Source organism: Escherichia sp. R1 (genome assembly GCF_003000935.1).
In the GTDB taxonomy this organism is placed as follows: domain Bacteria; phylum Pseudomonadota; class Gammaproteobacteria; order Enterobacterales; family Enterobacteriaceae; genus Escherichia; species Escherichia coli.
Window position 1 is genome coordinate 21,453 of record NZ_PSRU01000009.1, and the last position, 18,109, is coordinate 39,561.

The 18,109-nt window shown below is 52.2% G+C and carries 18 protein-coding genes; 6 read left to right on the forward strand and 12 right to left on the reverse strand.

Annotated elements, in window-relative coordinates:
* Window positions 1–58: 58 nt before the first annotated feature.
* The 6 genes from tsgA to C4F37_RS12535 all read left to right on the forward strand — a co-directional run bounded on the left by tsgA (window position 59) and on the right by C4F37_RS12535 (window position 7,111).
* Window positions 59–1,240: an MFS transporter TsgA gene (tsgA, locus tag C4F37_RS12510; protein WP_000185247.1), complete on the forward strand. Its 1,182-nt coding sequence runs from the start codon at window positions 59–61 to the stop codon at window positions 1,238–1,240.
* A gap of 261 nt (window positions 1,241–1,501) precedes the next feature.
* Entirely contained in the window at window positions 1,502–4,045 is a 2,544-nt protein-coding gene (nirB, locus tag C4F37_RS12515) for an NADPH-nitrite reductase large subunit (protein ID WP_000049213.1), read from the forward strand.
* Window positions 4,042–4,368, forward strand: coding sequence for a nitrite reductase small subunit NirD (gene nirD, locus C4F37_RS12520; RefSeq protein WP_000084762.1), 327 nt, complete (start codon window positions 4,042–4,044; stop codon window positions 4,366–4,368). Before nirB ends, nirD begins: the two co-directional genes overlap by 4 nt.
* A 125-nt stretch (window positions 4,369–4,493) precedes the next feature.
* Window positions 4,494–5,300: a nitrite transporter NirC gene (nirC, locus tag C4F37_RS12525; RefSeq protein ID WP_000493588.1), complete on the forward strand. Its 807-nt coding sequence runs from the start codon at window positions 4,494–4,496 to the stop codon at window positions 5,298–5,300.
* 18 nt (window positions 5,301–5,318) lie between these two features.
* Window positions 5,319–6,692: a siroheme synthase CysG gene (gene cysG / locus C4F37_RS12530; protein ID WP_000349860.1), complete on the forward strand. Its 1,374-nt coding sequence runs from the start codon at window positions 5,319–5,321 to the stop codon at window positions 6,690–6,692.
* Between the two features lie 251 nt (window positions 6,693–6,943).
* Complete coding sequence (locus tag C4F37_RS12535) at window positions 6,944–7,111, forward strand: YhfL family protein (protein ID WP_001031834.1); 168 nt, start codon at window positions 6,944–6,946, stop codon at window positions 7,109–7,111.
* Window positions 7,112–7,218: 107 nt separating this feature from the next.
* Here C4F37_RS12535 and C4F37_RS12540 read toward each other — a convergent pair whose 3' ends face one another.
* The 12 genes from C4F37_RS12540 to dam form a co-directional block, all read right to left on the reverse strand.
* Window positions 7,219–8,304: an aminotransferase class I/II-fold pyridoxal phosphate-dependent enzyme gene (locus C4F37_RS12540; protein ID WP_000847192.1), complete on the reverse strand. Its 1,086-nt coding sequence runs from the start codon at window positions 8,302–8,304 to the stop codon at window positions 7,219–7,221.
* An 11-nt stretch (window positions 8,305–8,315) separates the two neighbouring features.
* The gene (locus tag C4F37_RS12545; protein WP_000366847.1) at window positions 8,316–9,620 is read right to left on the reverse strand and encodes a YhfT family protein; all 1,305 of its coding nucleotides are present in this window, start codon (window positions 9,618–9,620) and stop codon (window positions 8,316–8,318) included.
* Between the two features lie 11 nt (window positions 9,621–9,631).
* Window positions 9,632–9,985 carry a DUF2620 domain-containing protein gene (locus C4F37_RS12550; RefSeq protein ID WP_000719728.1) on the reverse strand — a complete coding sequence of 118 codons (354 nt, stop codon included), beginning with the start codon at window positions 9,983–9,985 and terminating at the stop codon, window positions 9,632–9,634.
* A gap of 10 nt (window positions 9,986–9,995) precedes the next feature.
* Window positions 9,996–10,874, reverse strand: a complete 879-nt coding sequence (locus tag C4F37_RS12555; RefSeq protein WP_001539922.1) for a phosphotriesterase-related protein — start codon at window positions 10,872–10,874, stop codon at window positions 9,996–9,998.
* Entirely contained in the window at window positions 10,871–12,097 is a 1,227-nt protein-coding gene (locus C4F37_RS12560; RefSeq protein ID WP_001539925.1) for a phosphopentomutase, read from the reverse strand. The genes C4F37_RS12555 and C4F37_RS12560 overlap by 4 nt, the downstream gene beginning before the upstream one ends.
* On the reverse strand, window positions 12,098–13,261 hold the full coding sequence (locus C4F37_RS12565) for a YhfX family PLP-dependent enzyme (protein WP_001539926.1): 1,164 nt from the start codon (window positions 13,259–13,261) through the stop codon (window positions 12,098–12,100).
* 83 nt (window positions 13,262–13,344) lie between these two features.
* Window positions 13,345–13,707 (reverse strand): hypothetical protein, encoded by a 363-nt coding sequence (locus C4F37_RS12570; protein WP_001296472.1) that lies wholly within the window; start codon window positions 13,705–13,707, stop codon window positions 13,345–13,347.
* Between the two features lie 16 nt (window positions 13,708–13,723).
* Entirely contained in the window at window positions 13,724–14,629 is a 906-nt protein-coding gene (gene yhfZ / locus C4F37_RS12575; RefSeq protein WP_001254826.1) for a GntR family transcriptional regulator YhfZ, read from the reverse strand.
* A 159-nt stretch (window positions 14,630–14,788) separates the two neighbouring features.
* Complete coding sequence (trpS, locus tag C4F37_RS12580) at window positions 14,789–15,793, reverse strand: tryptophan--tRNA ligase (protein ID WP_000165543.1); 1,005 nt, start codon at window positions 15,791–15,793, stop codon at window positions 14,789–14,791.
* Window positions 15,786–16,544, reverse strand: coding sequence for a phosphoglycolate phosphatase (gene gph, locus C4F37_RS12585; protein WP_001774064.1), 759 nt, complete (start codon window positions 16,542–16,544; stop codon window positions 15,786–15,788). The genes trpS and gph overlap by 8 nt, the downstream gene beginning before the upstream one ends.
* Complete coding sequence (gene rpe, locus C4F37_RS12590) at window positions 16,537–17,214, reverse strand: ribulose-phosphate 3-epimerase (RefSeq protein WP_000816280.1); 678 nt, start codon at window positions 17,212–17,214, stop codon at window positions 16,537–16,539. The genes gph and rpe overlap by 8 nt, the downstream gene beginning before the upstream one ends.
* A gap of 17 nt (window positions 17,215–17,231) precedes the next feature.
* Window positions 17,232–18,068 (reverse strand): adenine-specific DNA-methyltransferase, encoded by an 837-nt coding sequence (gene dam / locus C4F37_RS12595; protein WP_000742141.1) that lies wholly within the window; start codon window positions 18,066–18,068, stop codon window positions 17,232–17,234.
* Window positions 18,069–18,109 lie beyond the last annotated feature (41 nt).

Genomic DNA, 18,109 nt, shown 5'->3' on the forward strand with positions numbered 1-18,109 from the left:
AATCGCCCGCTCGCGGCATAGCCCGCTATGCCATTTTATTTTTGAACGCAGGCCAATCATGACTAACAGCAATCGCATCAAGCTCACATGGATTAGCTTTCTTTCCTACGCACTGACCGGTGCGTTGGTTATTGTCACCGGGATGGTGATGGGAAATATCGCCGATTATTTCAATCTGCCTGTTTCCAGCATGAGTAACACCTTCACCTTCCTCAATGCCGGCATTTTAATCTCTATCTTCCTCAACGCCTGGCTGATGGAAATCGTCCCGTTGAAAACGCAGTTACGTTTTGGCTTTCTCCTGATGGTGCTGGCGGTTGCCGGTTTGATGTTCAGCCACAGCCTGGCGCTGTTCTCGGCGGCGATGTTCATTCTCGGGGTGGTCAGCGGCATCACCATGTCGATTGGTACATTCCTGGTAACACAAATGTATGAAGGACGTCAGCGCGGTTCACGCCTGTTATTTACCGACTCCTTCTTCAGTATGGCCGGGATGATTTTCCCAATGATCGCCGCGTTTCTGCTGGCACGTAGCATTGAGTGGTACTGGGTTTATGCCTGCATCGGGCTGGTGTATGTTGCTATTTTTATTCTGACCTTCGGCTGTGAGTTCCCGGCACTGGGCAAACATGCGCCAAAAACAGATGCTCCGGTAGAGAAAGAAAAGTGGGGGATCGGCGTACTGTTTCTCTCTGTTGCGGCGCTGTGCTACATCCTCGGTCAGTTAGGTTTTATCTCCTGGGTGCCTGAGTATGCCAAAGGCCTGGGCATGAGCCTGAACGACGCGGGCACGCTGGTGAGTAACTTCTGGATGTCATACATGGTCGGCATGTGGGCGTTCAGCTTTATTCTTCGCTTCTTTGATTTGCAACGCATTCTGACCGTACTGGCTGGTCTGGCTGCGATTCTGATGTACGTCTTTAACACCGGAACACCGGCACATATGGCGTGGTCAATTCTCGCCCTGGGCTTCTTCTCCAGCGCGATCTATACCACCATCATCACCCTGGGTTCACAGCAGACCAAAGTACCGTCGCCAAAACTGGTTAACTTTGTCCTGACCTGCGGGACCATCGGTACTATGTTGACCTTTGTGGTTACCGGCCCGATTGTTGAACATAGTGGTCCGCAGGCGGCGCTGCTGACGGCAAACGGTCTGTACGCTGTCGTCTTTGTGATGTGCTTCCTGTTAGGTTTCGTCAGCCGTCACCGTCAGCATAACACCCTGACCTCTCATTAATTGTTCATGCCGGGCGGCACTATCGTCGTCCGGCCTTTTCCTCTCTTACTCTGCTACGTACATCTATTTCTATAAATCCGTTCAATTTGTCTGTTTTTTGCACAAACATGAAATGTCAGACAATTCCGTGACTTAAGAAAATTTATACAAATCAGCAATATACCCCTTAAGGAGTATATAAAGGTGAATTTGATTTACATCAATAAGCGGGGTTGCTGAATCGTTAAGGTAGGCGGTAATAGAAAAGAAATCGAGGCAAAAATGAGCAAAGTCAGACTCGCAATTATCGGTAACGGTATGGTCGGCCATCGCTTTATCGAAGATCTTCTTGATAAATCTGATGCGGCCAACTTTGATATTACCGTTTTCTGTGAAGAACCGCGCATCGCTTATGACCGCGTACACCTCTCGTCTTACTTCTCTCACCACACCGCCGAAGAGCTGTCGCTGGTGCGCGAAGGCTTCTACGAGAAACACGGCATCAAAGTTCTGGTCGGCGAACGCGCTATCACCATCAACCGTCAGGAGAAGGTGATTCACTCCAGCGCCGGACGTACCGTTTTTTATGACAAGCTGATCATGGCGACCGGTTCCTACCCGTGGATCCCGCCAATTAAAGGTTCTGATACTCAGGACTGCTTTGTCTATCGCACCATTGAAGACCTCAACGCCATTGAATCCTGCGCTCGTCGCAGCAAGCGCGGTGCCGTTGTTGGTGGCGGCCTGTTAGGTCTGGAAGCTGCTGGCGCGCTGAAAAACTTAGGCATTGAAACCCACGTTATCGAATTTGCCCCTATGCTGATGGCGGAACAGCTTGATCAGATGGGCGGCGAGCAGCTGCGTCGCAAAATCGAAAGTATGGGCGTGCGCGTTCACACCAGCAAAAACACTCTTGAGATTGTGCAGGAAGGTGTTGAAGCGCGTAAAACCATGCGTTTTGCCGACGGCAGCGAACTGGAAGTCGACTTTATCGTCTTCTCTACCGGTATCCGTCCGCGCGATAAGCTGGCAACCCAGTGTGGTCTGGACGTTGCTCCGCGTGGGGGTATCGTCATCAATGATTCCTGCCAGACTTCCGATCCGGATATCTACGCCATCGGTGAATGCGCAAGCTGGAACAACCGTGTATTTGGTCTGGTAGCACCAGGCTACAAAATGGCGCAGGTCGCCGTTGACCATATTCTTGGTAGCGAAAACGCCTTTGAAGGTGCAGACCTTAGCGCCAAGCTGAAACTGCTGGGCGTAGACGTAGGCGGTATTGGTGATGCGCACGGTCGCACGCCTGGCGCACGTAGCTACGTTTACCTCGACGAAAGCAAAGAGATCTACAAACGCCTGATTGTCAGCGAAGACAACAAAACCCTGCTCGGTGCGGTACTGGTGGGCGATACCAGCGACTACGGCAACCTGCTGCAACTGGTGCTGAACGCTATCGAGCTGCCGGAAAACCCGGATTCCCTGATCCTGCCGGCGCACTCGGGTAGCGGCAAGCCGTCTATCGGTGTTGATAAACTGCCGGACAGCGCGCAAATCTGCTCCTGCTTCGACGTCACCAAAGGCGACCTGATTGCTGCTATCAACAAAGGCTGCCACACCGTTGCGGCGCTGAAAGCCGAAACCAAAGCGGGTACTGGCTGCGGTGGCTGTATCCCGCTGGTCACTCAGGTACTGAACGCGGAACTGGCGAAACAGGGCATCGAAGTTAACAACAACCTGTGCGAACACTTTGCTTATTCGCGTCAGGAACTGTTCCATTTGATCCGCGTTGAAGGCATTAAAACCTTCGAAGAACTGCTGGCGAAACACGGCAAAGGTTACGGTTGTGAAGTTTGTAAACCGACCGTCGGTTCGCTGCTGGCCTCCTGCTGGAACGAATACATTCTGAAGCCGGAACATACTCCGCTGCAGGATTCTAACGACAACTTCCTCGCGAACATCCAGAAAGACGGCACCTACTCGGTGATCCCGCGTTCTCCGGGCGGTGAAATCACCCCGGAAGGGCTGATGGCAGTGGGTCGTATCGCGCGTGAATTTAATCTCTACACCAAAATCACCGGCTCTCAGCGCCTGGCGATGTTTGGCGCACAGAAAGACGATCTGCCAGAGATCTGGCGTCAACTGATTGAAGCCGGCTTCGAAACCGGTCATGCCTATGCGAAAGCACTGCGTATGGCGAAAACCTGCGTGGGAAGCACCTGGTGCCGCTACGGTGTTGGCGACAGCGTCGGCCTCGGCGTGGAACTGGAAAACCGTTACAAAGGCATCCGTACGCCGCACAAAATGAAGTTCGGTGTCTCCGGCTGTACCCGTGAATGTTCAGAAGCTCAGGGTAAAGACGTGGGTATTATCGCCACCGAAAAAGGCTGGAACCTGTACGTTTGCGGTAACGGCGGCATGAAACCGCGTCATGCGGATCTGCTGGCAGCGGATATCGATCGCGAAACGCTGATCAAATATCTTGACCGCTTCATGATGTTCTACATCCGTACTGCCGACAAACTGACGCGTACCGCGCCGTGGTTAGAAAACCTCGAAGGTGGCATCGATTACCTGAAAGCGGTGATCATTGACGACAAACTGGGGCTGAACGCACATCTGGAAGAAGAGATGGCGCGCCTGCGTGAAGCGGTAGTGTGTGAGTGGACTGAAACGGTCAATACCCCGTCTGCGCAGACTCGCTTCAAACACTTCATCAACAGCGATAAGCGTGACCCGAACGTGCAGATGGTGCCAGAGCGCGAACAGCACCGTCCGGCAACGCCGTATGAACGTATCCCGGTAACTCTGGTGGAGGACAACGCATGAGCCAGTGGAAAGACATCTGCAAAATCGATGACATCCTGCCTGAAACCGGCGTCTGCGCGCTGTTAGGTGACGAACAAGTAGCAATTTTCCGCCCGTATCACAGCGATCAGGTGTTTGCGATCAGCAACATCGACCCGTTCTTCGAGTCCAGCGTGCTGTCACGCGGGTTGATTGCGGAACACCAGGGCGAGCTGTGGGTCGCCAGTCCGCTGAAAAAGCAGCGTTTTCGCTTAAGCGACGGCTTGTGCATGGAAGACGAACAGTTTTCCGTCAAGCATTACGACGCGCGAGTGAAAGACGGCGTGGTACAGCTGCGCGGTTAATATTTTAACGGGAGGCGCAATGCCTTCCCTTTTTGCATGGTCCTGTAATAACCTTCGGTATATTGCAGGACATTTTTTAAACTTTTTGTTTTATTTTTTGTTTTTATTTTTTAAAGGATAATCAAATGTTTACAGACACTATTACTAAGTGTGCGGCTAACGCTGCGCGCATTGCACGCCTGTCGGCAAATAACCCGCTCGGCTTTTGGGTCAGCTCCGCGATGGCGGGCGCGTATGTGGGTCTTGGGATCATCCTGATTTTCACGCTCGGTAATTTGCTCGACCCGTCCGTACGTCCTCTGGTGATGGGCGCGACCTTTGGTATCGCCTTAACGCTGGTGATTATCGCCGGTTCTGAATTGTTCACCGGACACACCATGTTCCTCACCTTTGGGGTGAAAGCGGGCACCATCAGCCACGGGCAAATGTGGGCAATCCTGCCGCAAACCTGGCTGGGTAACCTGGTCGGTTCCGTCTTCGTTGCCATGCTTTATAGCTGGGGCGGCGGTAGCCTGCTGCCGGTAGATACCAGCATCGTTCACTCCGTTGCGCTGGCTAAAACCACTGCACCGGCAATGGTACTGTTCTTCAAAGGTGCATTGTGTAACTGGCTGGTTTGCCTGGCAATCTGGATGGCGCTGCGCACTGAAGGGGCGGCGAAATTTATCGCTATCTGGTGGTGTTTGCTGGCATTTATCGCGTCCGGCTACGAGCACTCCATCGCTAACATGACGCTGTTCGCACTCTCCTGGTTCGGCAACCACAGCGAAGCCTACACGTTGGCGGGCATTGGTCATAACCTGCTGTGGGTGACGCTGGGTAATACTTTATCGGGTGCCGTATTCATGGGATTGGGTTATTGGTATGCTACGCCGAAAGCGAATCGTCCGGTTGCGGACAAATTTAATCAAACTGAAACGGCTGCCGGTTAATTACTAAGGGGTTTTTACGTGGATCATTTGCCTATATTTTGCCAATTACGCGATCGCGACTGTCTGATTGTCGGCGGTGGTGATGTCGCGGAACGCAAAGCAAGGTTGCTGTTAGACGCAGGCGCTCGCTTAACGGTGAATGCATTAGCGTTTATTCCACAGTTCACCGCATGGGCAGATGCAGGCATGTTAACCCTCGTCGAAGGGCCATTTGATGAAAGCCTTCTCGACACCTGCTGGCTGGCGATTGCAGCGACAGATGATGACGCGCTTAACCAGCGCGTCAGCGAAGCCGCTGAAGCTCGTCGCATCTTCTGTAACGTGGTCGATGCGCCGAAAGCCGCCAGCTTTATTATGCCGTCGATTATTGACCGCTCACCGCTCATGGTAGCGGTATCCTCTGGCGGCACCTCTCCGGTTCTGGCGCGCCTGTTGCGCGAAAAACTCGAATCACTGCTGCCGTTACATCTGGGCCAGGTAGCGAAATACGCCGGGCAATTACGCGGGCGAGTAAAACAGCAGTTCGCCACGATGGGTGAGCGTCGCCGTTTCTGGGAGAAATTGTTCGTTAACGACCGCCTGGCGCAGTCGCTGGCCAACAACGATCAGAAAGCCATTACTGAAACCACCGAACAGTTAATCAATGAACCGCTCGACCATCGCGGTGAAGTGGTGCTGGTTGGTGCAGGTCCGGGCGATGCCGGGCTGCTGACACTGAAAGGTCTGCAACAAATTCAGCAGGCAGATGTGGTGGTCTACGACCGTCTGGTTTCTGACGATATTATGAATCTGGTACGCCGCGATGCTGATCGCGTTTTCGTCGGCAAACGCGCGGGATACCACTGCGTACCGCAGGAAGAGATTAACCAGATCCTGCTGCGGGAAGCGCAAAAAGGTAAACGCGTGGTGCGTCTGAAAGGCGGCGATCCGTTTATTTTCGGGCGTGGCGGAGAAGAGCTGGAAACACTGTGCAACGCGGGTATTCCATTCTCGGTGGTTCCGGGTATTACCGCAGCTTCTGGTTGCTCTGCCTATTCGGGTATTCCGCTCACGCATCGCGATTATGCCCAGAGCGTACGCTTAATTACTGGACACTTAAAAACCGGGGGCGAGCTGGACTGGGAAAACCTGGCGGCAGAAAAACAGACGCTGGTGTTTTATATGGGGCTGAATCAGGCTGCAACTATTCAGCAAAAGCTGATTGAATACGGTATGCCTGGTGAAATGCCGGTGGCAATTGTCGAAAACGGAACGGCAGTCACGCAGCGCGTGATTGACGGTACGCTCACGCAGCTGGGCGAACTGGCGCAGCAAATGAACAGTCCATCGCTAATTATTATTGGTCGGGTTGTTGGCCTGCGCGATAAATTGAACTGGTTCTCTAACCATTAATTTAACCAGGGCCAGAGAAGTCTGGCCTTTTTCGTTTACAACTCTCTTTATATATTCAGCAGATAAAAACATACCCCCTTAATAAATATTGTCTGCTAATGGGTTATACTCACCGTTACAGCGACTTACAAAATTAAATCAATCGCTCACTGACGCTAATTGAATATTCCTGTATCGTTCTTAATGAGCAGTCTGCTTATATTCATATAATCAATGAATATTAATTAATATATAATACATAGGGAATGTAAATGAACAAATTTATTAAAGTTGCACTGGTAGGCGCAGTACTGGCTACGTTAACTGCATGTACTGGTCATATTGAAAACCGTGATAAGAACTGCTCTTACGACTACCTGCTGCACCCGGCAATTTCTATTTCTAAAATCATTGGCGGTTGCGGTCCGACTGCACAGTAAGCTATTGACAGAAATCGGCTAACGCCGGTTTAATTGCCTGACGCCCTCGGAGTTATCCGAGGGCGTATTTGTTTCTGCATTCTTTTCAAAAATATCGTTTACAACGATTAAATGCTGGCAATACTTTCACGCAAGATCCGCAATATCGTCTCTTCACCGCCGCGATTTGGGTTAATGCGAATCGCGCAATGTTCTAACTGCGGATTCGCCTGGCGAAACGTTCCGGAAAGTCGATAAAAGAGCGGCGGGATTTCATATTTCGACTCTGCACCAACCGGGTAAGGCAAGGCACCGAGTTTCTGCGCCTCTTCCAGCACTCTGGCGGCAATCGGCTGATGAAACTCCACAATCAATACCTTCGACTGTGCATTGGCAATGACGGCGCTTTTCACTTCCGCCACCGCGCCGCCGTTAAGCAAAGCCAGCAACCGTTCAGATACCCCCGCCTGCACCGCGTGCATCACTGGCGCGAGCACCAGACCACGCAACACCTCTAATGCCTGCGCCCCCTGAATCTGACTGCCGCCGGAATAGAGCGTGGCGCGAATCCGGCTAATAACATCGGCATCGCCTACCACCGCACCAACGCCCTCTGGCCCAAATAGCTTGAAGCAGGAAAATGTCGACACATTCGCCCCGCATTCGCAGCCGATTCGCGCTACCTTCATCACCGCATAGTTGTCATCGGTTAACGCTGGAACACCTGCCGCGCGCAACGTTGCCAGCACGTCTGCCAGCACATAGCGGTCCTGCGGCTGCTGGCGCGTATGCTGCACCAGCGCTGCATCAGGTTGTTGCTCGTCAACAACCTGCTTCAGTGCCGACAGATCATTGAAATCAGCCGTAATGAGCGTTAGTCCCATCTGCTCAATAATAACCCGTGTCGTTGGGTAAACCGGCGCGTCATGCACCAGAAGACGTTGCCCCGGTTTGAGCAAAGCCGCCAGTGCCGCACGGATCGCGCCAGTACCCGCGCCCTGTACCAGCGCCGCGGCCTGTGCGTGAAACGCGTCAGCCAGCACCTGTTCCACACGCTGGGTAATGCGGGGCTGATTTAGCCCCGGCGTTAAGCCCAAATCACCGCAGGTAAGAAACTCGCTGCCAGGAAAATGACGGCAAATCGTGTCCACCAGCGCAAACTGCTTTTGCTGCGCCTCAATAAGCGTCAGGCTTTGCAGAGGAAACGTCTTCATAGGTGCCTTCCTTAAGCCGGAACGAACAGGCCAAGCCAGTAAAGAACATTCAGCAGGATGCCGGTGATCATTACTGCTACGACCGGTGCCGCCATTTTCTGTACCGGACGGCCCAGGGATTCGTTGAGGAAGTAAATGGCAACCGCGATAGAGAATCCGGTATAGCCCGCCATTTTGATTGCTGCAAAGATCGAACCGACCAGCAACGCCACTTCCATCAGCATATTCATGGCGTTACGGATGTTATCCGACGCATTACGTACCGACGGGTAGCGCCCCAACCATTTGCCGATCGAACGAAGCAGCAAGACTTCCGCCGAAATAACCACTGCGCCTAATACCGCTGCAACCATCGGATTCGGCGAGAGATAGCCCACCGCATAAACAAAGGTAAAGCCCGCAACTGCATACACACCGGTGGCTAACGCGGTGGTGGCAATCAACGGCACAAAACCCAGCCCGCGCATAAATTCTGCCAGTGCCGCCTGGTTGATTAGTGTTTGCGATTGTTCCGGCGTTACGCCTGCGGAGTACGCTTTCTCCAGTGTGAAGATCGACACTTCACTACCGGCGAAAATCTTCATGCTGGCAACGGCAGCAATCAATGCACCCACGATGGCGATATACGGTAAGTTTTTGATAATCCGTGATGTACGCTCTTCAAACACCGACATACCGCTGGCATCGATATCATTTTCATCACGATGGCGCAGGTCATGAGTTATTGCGATCCCCAGCAGCATCACCATGCCAATAAAGATTTCGATGGATTCAGGGTTAAGATGTGGGAAATAGCGCACTACCACCACACGAGTCATCAGTACCACCACGGCGGCGATCAGACTTTGCTTCCAGCCAAACTGGTAGAAAATCGCCACCAACGGGAACAGTGCAAAAGCTGAAACCACCGGCGAGCTTAATTCCCCCAGGCTACCTAATACATCCACCGGTAGCGCGGTCAGCAGCTGGTTTACTGGCAACAGACAGGTGAGGATCAATATTCCCCAGATAGCACCAAGACCAAACGCCATCAGGCTGTTTATCGCCAGTACGCCGAGGATATCGGTAGGAAGAAAGAGTAACCATGCGTTGAGCAGCCCGGTTTTCAGGGTAAAAGAGATCCCCACCGAGGCCACAAAACCAATGCTCAGACCAAAAGCGATACTCCCCGCCTCGCGACGGTTCATATAGCCTTCAATCAGTTGCGGCAGGATCGGGCGGATACCGTCATGAAAAACGGCTGCCGAGCGATGCGCCAGAAGCGATGTCATACCCGTCAGGCACGCCACCACGATAATCTGAATGTACAGATCCATAGTCGTGCCTTTTATTTCAGATGGTTAATCAGCATCGGAATCGCGTGTTCGACGTGCTCAACGGAAAGGCCAAACGCCACTTTTCCTTCAGCGATCATTTTGGCGATATGTTCGTCTTTCGCTTTAATGCCCGGCTTGGCAATGGTGCAACTTTTGTTATAGCCAATCACCGCGATGGCAATCGACAATGCCGCGCCCGCACCGGTATTACACGCGCCGATGTAGTAATCCAGTTGTCCGGATTTCACTTTCATTGCCGCTTCCATGTCGTTGTGAATGAAAACTTCAAAACAGCCAGGAGCCGTCGCTTCAATGGTTTTTTTAATCTGCTCACGCTGTAAGCCTGCAACGCCAATCTTTTTCATGAGTCTGTCCTTATTGGAAAAATTGAGAGGGATTTTCACGTAACATCACATCCACATCGGCCTGACTGAATCCTGACTGGCGCAATTGCGGAATAAAGGTGGTCAATAAAAAGTCATAGCCATAACCACCGTTGGCTTTTAAATGAGAGCGCCGCGTAATATCCATCGACAGCATGACGCGGTTCAGCAACCCACGGTCACGTAGCGCATGGAGCATCGCAATGCGCTTTTCGTCCGGGTAGTAACTGTTCTTGCCGATGGTGTCGAACTGCACATACGCGCCGAGATCGATCATCTTCAAAATGTTGTCGAGATTGTCTTTCAGATCGCAGTGGCCGACGGTGACGCGCGAAAGATCAACTCCGTGGGCTTGCAACAGAGCCAGTTGCTCCAGCCCCATCGTGCTGAACGACGTATGCGTGGAGATCGGGCGTCCGGTCTGGTTATGTGCCAGCGCGGCGGCAATAAACACCTTCTCTTCCAGCGGCGTAATCTTCCCTTCGCTGGAGCCAATCTCCGCGATGATCCCGGCTTTCAGGTCAGTGCCATCGATACCCTGCTCAATTTCATCGACCATCTCTTGCGCCAGTTCCTGCGCGCTGCGGGTCGCCACATGTTCCGGGAAAAACGCGTCCTGGTAATAACCGGTACAGGCCACCACGTTGATCCCGGTTTCGCGCATTACATCGAGCATAAATTGCGCATTGCGCCCCATGTAACGGTTGGTCATCTCAATCACATTACGCACGCCCTGGGCCATCAGGTCGTTCATCTCCTGGCAAATGAACGCATACTGATCAAGGCGGCAGTCCACGTTGTTTTTAAAGCCGGAGAGATCAATATGCAGATGCTCATGGGCGAGGGTGTAGCCCGTCGGATCAAAACTCATAGGGTGTCTCCTGCAAACCGGAGGGAGGAAAGAAAAGAGCGACCATTTTGTGGCGGTGGCGCACGGAAAAATTCACACACGGTAGCCCCCACATCAGAAAGCGTGGTGCGCACACCGAGTTGCGTGTGGACCAGCCCTTGCTGATAAACCAGCACTGGCACCACTTCACGGGTATGGTGGCTGTGACCAATGGTCGGATCGTTACCGTGATCCGCCATCACGACCAGGCAATCATCTGGCTGCATCGCCTCAACAAGCCGGGCAAGGTTACGGTCAACGACCTGCAAACGTTCGGCATAACGTGCGACGTCTTCCGCGTGACCAGCGAGGTCGGTTTCCTGGATATTGGTGCAAATAAACGCCGTCGGATGCGTGTTAAATTCGTCGAGGGTGATATCCATAATCCGCTGGCTATCCACCAGGTTTTGCCAGCTCACGCCATAAGGATTACTGGCAATATCCGCCACTTTCCCCACCAGCACGGTTGGTACGCCCACTTCATACAGTTTTTGTGGCACCTGCACTTTATCATCGACACCGTAGCCCATATGCACGACCTGGAAGCCGTTGTCATAAGCGCCTGAACGCGGCGCATTGATACCAATAAAGCGCCCTTCTTTGCTTTCTGCGGCATCGAGAATGCGTTGACTGTCGGGTAACAGGCCGCCAAATGTAATGACCCGACCGACCTGTACCTGCTCACGCACAATACGACCAATTTTGATTGCGTCGTCAAAAGAGATCACAGAGAGATTGGCGGTGATGTTATAGACCTGGCCTAAATCCGCCTCGAGATTATCGCCAATCGCAACCGCCTGATTGACCCACAGAAATTGCAGATCATCGCCACGGCGCTCCACCTGCCAGCCAGCGGAAACTAATGCCTGCTCAACACGGTCAATCACATCGCGAAAGGGCATCCGCAGCGGCGGTAACGGGCGCGTGCCTAAAATTTCCTGATGCCCCATAAAGGTATCGCCACCTTCATGTTGCAGCTCTGCCACCCCCCAGGTTGCGGAATCTGACGGTTGCATATCACCTGGTGCATAACCCAATGCGTTGATTAGCCCCAGCTTCTCCAGCGCTGGTAGCTGCAAATGCGGCAACTGGCTCAGGATGTGACCACAGGTATTCGCCCCGGCATCCTGCGGACGCACCAGCGTGACATCTTTCATTGCCCCTACGCCAAAGCTATCAATCACTAACACCACAAATCGCGCCATTTACGCCTCCAGAGGGTTGCCGAGGCTGTCATAACGACCAACTATTTCTGGTTCGCCATGGTGAATACCGGACACCAGCACCACATCGCTACGGGTGATAAAAATCTGCGTGCGAAAACAGAGCACCACTGCACTACTTACCGGATGCTCGCCTGCCAGCGGCAGGGTGTAGTCGATACTGCTGTCATCCACGGCGTTGAGATATGTTTCAGTAATTCTTTGATTTTCTGGCGTAAACACCAGCGCATGTTGCGCGTGACCACGACGGTAGTAACCGCCGCCGTAGCAGTAGCTGTCGCCACGGAAATGATGGGAGATTTCACTTAACCAGAGCATCGCGATACGTTCAGGCTGATCGCCCTGTTGATTTGCCGGAATAGTGCCCGTCAGCGCATGACCGGGTTCGGTATGAGTCACACCGTATTCCGCCAGCAATGGCAGCGACGTGCAGCTGGTCGCTGAAGGTGCGTTCAGTTGCTCAATCGCAATACCAGATTTCGCCAGTTGATCCCGTGCTTGTACCAGCGTGTGAAGATTCGGTGTCGGCAAAACTTTCCCGGCAGCCTCATCCCAAAGCAGGCAAGGGAAATGGGTAAGTCCCGCCAAATGTAGCCCCGGCAGATTCTGGATTTCAGCAACCACCTCGTGCAGCGAATGCTGTACAAAACCGCTCTCCTGCCCCGGATAAAGAAAATCATCGTCGCTATAAACTTTGAGCAGCACAGACTGCACACGTCCGGCCTCCACCGCTGCCGCAGAAACTTCCCGCGCTTTGTCGAGAGTAAACACGGTGATGACGTCGGTTCCCTGTGCAACGGCGTCAACCACCTGATGACAAGGGATTTGTACCAAATGCCCCTGATGCGCTACCGGCAAACCGGCGCGGCGCATGACTCGCGCCTCTTTGTAATCCACCGCCACAATGCCGCTGTAGCCCAGAGCCAGCAGTTTTTCTGCCAGCCACGGATTACGACCGAATTGTTTGGTCATCAGATACAGTTCAATGCCGTAAAGCCGCGCCGTCTCAATCAGCCGCTTGCCGTTTTCCAGAACTTGATCCACGTCGATCACCCAACTGTCCGGGGCGATCTTGCCCTGCTGCCACAAACTTAGTGCGGCGGAAATCAGCGCCGGATTCTGGCGTTTCAATGCTTCTACAAACATCTTGTTGCCTCGTTTCTGTTCCTTGAATTAAATATTCATTTTTTTGAATATTTAGGTTGTACGACGTGGATTTATCGGGAGCTTCAAACCTCTTCGTTAGCAGCCATCCATAATCCATAAAGGTTGGCCAGCAAATAGCCTTCTTCACACGGGTTAACTTCCAGTGCAAATTCCTTCAACAATACCTGATGCAATTGCACAACGGCTTGCCAGTGGCTGGATTGCGCCAGTTCCGCCAGCAATTCGTCATCCAGCGGCTCTATTTCTTCACCACGGCGACTGCGCATCAGTGCACTCGCCATATGTGTCATCGCCATCGTTCCTTGCTCACTGCGCACCGGTAGATGGCACTCTGTTTCCAGTACATTGACGACCTGCATCATGCCTTTGCAGATGTCCTTATCAATAACGCCTGCATCGCAAAGCAGGTTGAGTCTGGTTTCCATATCAGATGCCTTTCGTTTAATAACTGGGTTCCTGTTCCCCACTGACTACTCGCTGTTGATGAGCAAGCAGGGCATGTTTATCAACAACTGCACGCAGCAGTTGTTGCATTGGGTAATCATCGGCACGCGTCAGGATCACGGCTTCGGTGGCCTGTAAAAATCGCGGATCGTCTGTGAGCGGCGTCGCTTCTAATCCCAGCATAGTCAGTTCGTTTTCCGCCACTACGTTCCAGATAACCGCGTCAACATCGCCTTTAACAATGCGTTGTAAACTCTCGTGATAAGAGAGATCGACTCGTTCCACATCACTATCGCCAAAAAAGACATCGGTCATGATTTTCTGATCTGCCGAACGGTTATCCAGCCCCACGCGCTTCACGTTTGCTGACTCGCCTTTACGGCAAATCAACTGGTGCTCGCCAACGTAGGTATGCGGTCCCAACTCCAGCGCGAGGCATAATCCTTTTTGCGTGAGATAACTTTCCGCCGCCAGTCGCGAAACCACCGCCATGTCATACACGCCGTTAAGTAAACACTCCACGCGAATATCCGCGCCGCGCATATGCGCATAGTAAAAAGGAATGCCATCAAACTGGGCTTTCAATCCGCTCGCCAGGCCTTCGTACAAACGGGTATAGGGCAAGGGCATCGCACATACCACGTTGTTGATATCCACATGAGTCAGCAATGCTTTGTTATCCATCTCGACCAGATAACTGCCATTGCGCCCACGGCGTTCAATCCGTATCGCTCCGCTTGATTCCAGCGTTTTCAACGCGGCCTGCGTCAGGCCAACCGATGAACGGCATTCAGTTGCCAGCTCATCTATGGTTTTCAGTCGATTACCGCACTTTTCACCCAACAAATAACGGGCCAGTGTCGTGATAACGACGCCTTCTTTTTTGATAAACGTTCGACGCATAATATATTTTCAATAAAATGAATGTTTATATCTTCAGGAATTTGAAGATAAGGCGCAACAGCGAGATGTGGAAACGGCGAGGCGCTTCACATTTTTTCGGATTATTGCAAATGAGGATAAAAAAACCGGGTTTCCCCGGTTTTTGGCATTAATGTTAAATTACGGCTTCGCCACAAAACCAATCGCTTCGTACACCGCTTTTAGCGTACGGGAAGCGTGTGCGCTGGCTTTTTCTGCGCCGTCTTTCATCACCTGTTGCAGGAAGGCTTCATCGTTGCGGAAACGGTGGTAACGTTCCTGCAATTCAGTCAGCATACCGGAAACGGCATCAGCCACTTCACCTTTCAGATGACCATACATCTTGCCTTCGAACTGTTTTTCCAGTTCCGGGATGCTCTGGCCCGTTACCGCAGAAAGGATATCCAGCAGGTTGGAAACGCCCGCTTTGTTCTGCACATCGTAGCGAACTACCGGCGGCTCGTCGGAGTCAGTGACCGCGCGTTTGATTTTCTTCACTACCGATTTCGGATCTTCCAGCAGGCCGATAACGTTATTGCGGTTATCGTCAGACTTGGACATCTTCTTGGTCGGCTCCAGCAGCGACATTACGCGCGCGCCAGATTTCGGAATAAACGGCTCTGGCACCTTAAAGATATCGCCGTACAGCGCGTTGAAACGCTGGGCGATATCGCGGCTCAGTTCCAGGTGCTGTTTCTGGTCTTCACCCACCGGCACCAGATTAGTTTGATACAGCAGGATGTCCGCTGCCATCAGCACCGGATAGTCAAACAGACCAGCGTTGATGTTCTCGGCATAACGCGCAGATTTATCTTTAAACTGTGTCATGCGGCTCAGTTCGCCGAAGTAGGTATAGCAGTTCAATGCCCAGCCTAACTGCGCATGTTCCGGCACGTGGGACTGAACAAAAATGGTGCTTTTCTCAGGATCGATACCACAAGCCAGATACAACGCCAGCGTATCCAGCGTCGCTTTACGCAGCTTCTGTGCATCCTGGCGCACGGTGATCGCGTGTTGGTCAACGATACAGTAAATGCAATGGTAGTCATCCTGCATGTTTACCCACTGACGCAGCGCACCCATGTAGTTACCAATGGTCAATTCACCTGAGGGCTGTGCGCCACTAAAAACGATGGGCTTAGTCATTTTTCGATTCCTGATTTTCGCTATGCGGAAGCCCTAATGCGGGCAGAAGGTCATTTAGAGACTGATAAATTACATCAGGCTGGCTGAGATCGATAGCCTCGCCGTAGTTATATCCGTAGGTTAAGCCAACTGATGGGCAACCTGCCGCTTTTGCTGCCTGAATATCATTGCGTGAGTCGCCAACAAACAGCATCTGTTGTGGAGCAATGCCCATCCGTTCAGCCACCAGTAACAGCGGGTCCGGATGCGGTTTTTTGTTTTGCACATCATCGCCGCCGATAACCACGCTGAAGTATTTGGCGATATCTAAGGCTTCGAGCAGCGGCGCGACGAACGGCGTCGGTTTGTTGGTGACCAGGCCTAGCGGCAGGCCTTTAGCCTGCAACGCGCCCAACGTATCGGCAACGTGCGGGAACAAAAACATCCCCTCTTCGGCAACCTCGCCATAGTAGCGATCGAACAGTTTACGCAGAATACGTACCTGTTCTTCTGCCGGAATGTCGTCATCAACGGGCGGTTTACCCATTGTTTTACGCAGAGTCGCACGTTCCTGACGCGCCCAGGTCAATGCGCGCTCCATCAGAATATCTGCGCCGTTACCAATCCAGGTAATAACGCGTTCTTCACCTGCGACAGGCAACTCCAGCGCATACAGCGCCATATCTACCGCAGCAGCAAGACCGGGGGCACTGTCAACCAGCGTACCGTCGAGATCAAAAGCGACGCCGCGAATATCTTCAAACTTATTCATGACTTACCTTTGCCAGTTCACTGCGCATTTCATCAATGACTTTTTTGTAGTCTGGCTGGTCGAAGATTGCCGAACCAGCAACAAACATATCCGCGCCCGCCGCAGCGATTTCGCCAATGTTGTTCACCTTCACGCCACCGTCCACTTCCAGTCGAATGTCAAAGCCAGACTCGTCGATACGACGACGTACTTCGCGCAGTTTATCCAGTGTTTGAGGAATGAAAGACTGACCGCCGAAACCAGGATTGACGGACATCAGCAGGATCACATCCAGCTTATCCATCACGTAATCCAGATAACTCAGAGGTGTCGCCGGGTTAAATACCAAACCCGCTTTACAGCCATTTTCTTTAATCAGTTGCAGCGTGCGGTCAACATGCTCGGAGGCTTCTGGATGAAAGGTAATGATGCTGGCACCAGCGGCAGCGAAATCAGGCACAATGCGATCGACGGGTTTCACCATCAGATGTACGTCGATAGGGGCGGTAATGCCGTAGTTACGCAAGGATTTCAGCACCATTGGCCCAATCGTCAGATTGGGAACATAGTGGTTATCCATGACGTCAAAATGCACGACATCAGCGCCAGCTGCCAGGGCTTTTGCGGTATCTTCACCCAGGCGGGCAAAATCAGCCGACAGAATTGAGGGGGCAATCAAATACTGTTTCATCCGCTTCTCCTTGAGAATTATTTTTTCGCGGGTGAAACGACTCCTGGTTTGTACAAAGCCAGCAGTTCGTCCACCTTTTTACGTGTGCCGCCGTTGCTGCTTATACTGCGTCGAACTTTGACGACATGCAATTTTGCGCGCTGATACCACTCACGCGTTAACATCGTATCGTGATTGGAGATCAGCACCGGAATATGGCGATCAACCAGACCTTCAGCGATCTCCGCCAGATGCGCTTGTTGTTCAAGCGTAAAACTGTTTGTGTGATACGCCGTAAAGTTGGCAGTCGCAGACAGCGGCGCATAAGGCGGATCGCAATAGACGACAGATGCATCATCTGCGCGCGCCATGCTATCGGCGTAAGACTCACAATAGAAAAAGGCATTCTGCGCTTTTTCAGCGAAGTGATACAACTCTGCTTCCGGGAAATAGGGTTTTTTGTAGCGGCCAAACGGCACGTTAAACTCACCGCGCAGATTGTAACGACACAGGCCGTTGTAACCGTAGCGGTTCAAATATAAAAACAGTACCGCCCGACGGAACGGATCCTGGCTTTTGTTGAACTCTTCGCGGAACTGATAGTAAACCTCGGCGCAATTTGTTTCGGGAACAAACAGCTCGCGTGCGGCCTGTACGTACTCATCAGTACGCATCTTCACAATGTTATAGAGACTGATCAGGTCGCTATTGATATCGGCAAGGATATAACGAGAAAAGTCGGTGTTGAGAAACACCGACCCGGCACCTACAAAAGGCTCAACCAGACATTCGCCCTTGGGCAAATGCCGTTTAATATCATCAAGCAGGGGATACTTGCCCCCTGCCCACTTCAAAAAAGCGCGATTTTTCTTCATGCTGACTAACTAATTACACCTTCTCCGGCTGTGGAGAAAGC

Bases quoted from the DNA above. Each gene is read 5' to 3' on its own strand.
- C4F37_RS12540 (WP_000847192.1), bottom strand. From the start codon at position 8,304: ATGAAGACGTTTCCTCTGCAAAGCCTGACGCTTATTGAGGCGCAGCAA.
- rpe (WP_000816280.1), bottom strand. From the start codon at position 17,214: ATGAAACAGTATTTGATTGCCCCCTCAATTCTGTCGGCTGATTTTGCC.
- tsgA (WP_000185247.1), top strand. From the start codon at position 59: ATGACTAACAGCAATCGCATCAAGCTCACATGGATTAGCTTTCTTTCC.
- C4F37_RS12555 (WP_001539922.1), bottom strand. From the start codon at position 10,874: ATGAGTTTTGATCCGACGGGCTACACCCTCGCCCATGAGCATCTGCAT.
- C4F37_RS12550 (WP_000719728.1), bottom strand. From the start codon at position 9,985: ATGAAAAAGATTGGCGTTGCAGGCTTACAGCGTGAGCAGATTAAAAAA.
- nirB (WP_000049213.1), top strand. From the start codon at position 1,502: ATGAGCAAAGTCAGACTCGCAATTATCGGTAACGGTATGGTCGGCCAT.
- dam (WP_000742141.1), bottom strand. From the start codon at position 18,068: ATGAAGAAAAATCGCGCTTTTTTGAAGTGGGCAGGGGGCAAGTATCCC.
- C4F37_RS12565 (WP_001539926.1), bottom strand. From the start codon at position 13,261: ATGTTTGTAGAAGCATTGAAACGCCAGAATCCGGCGCTGATTTCCGCC.
- C4F37_RS12545 (WP_000366847.1), bottom strand. From the start codon at position 9,620: ATGGATCTGTACATTCAGATTATCGTGGTGGCGTGCCTGACGGGTATG.
- C4F37_RS12560 (WP_001539925.1), bottom strand. From the start codon at position 12,097: ATGGCGCGATTTGTGGTGTTAGTGATTGATAGCTTTGGCGTAGGGGCA.
- nirC (WP_000493588.1), top strand. From the start codon at position 4,494: ATGTTTACAGACACTATTACTAAGTGTGCGGCTAACGCTGCGCGCATT.
- trpS (WP_000165543.1), bottom strand. From the start codon at position 15,793: ATGACTAAGCCCATCGTTTTTAGTGGCGCACAGCCCTCAGGTGAATTG.
- gph (WP_001774064.1), bottom strand. From the start codon at position 16,544: ATGAATAAGTTTGAAGATATTCGCGGCGTCGCTTTTGATCTCGACGGT.
- yhfZ (WP_001254826.1), bottom strand. From the start codon at position 14,629: ATGCGTCGAACGTTTATCAAAAAAGAAGGCGTCGTTATCACGACACTG.
- C4F37_RS12535 (WP_001031834.1), top strand. From the start codon at position 6,944: ATGAACAAATTTATTAAAGTTGCACTGGTAGGCGCAGTACTGGCTACG.
- C4F37_RS12570 (WP_001296472.1), bottom strand. From the start codon at position 13,707: ATGGAAACCAGACTCAACCTGCTTTGCGATGCAGGCGTTATTGATAAG.
- nirD (WP_000084762.1), top strand. From the start codon at position 4,042: ATGAGCCAGTGGAAAGACATCTGCAAAATCGATGACATCCTGCCTGAA.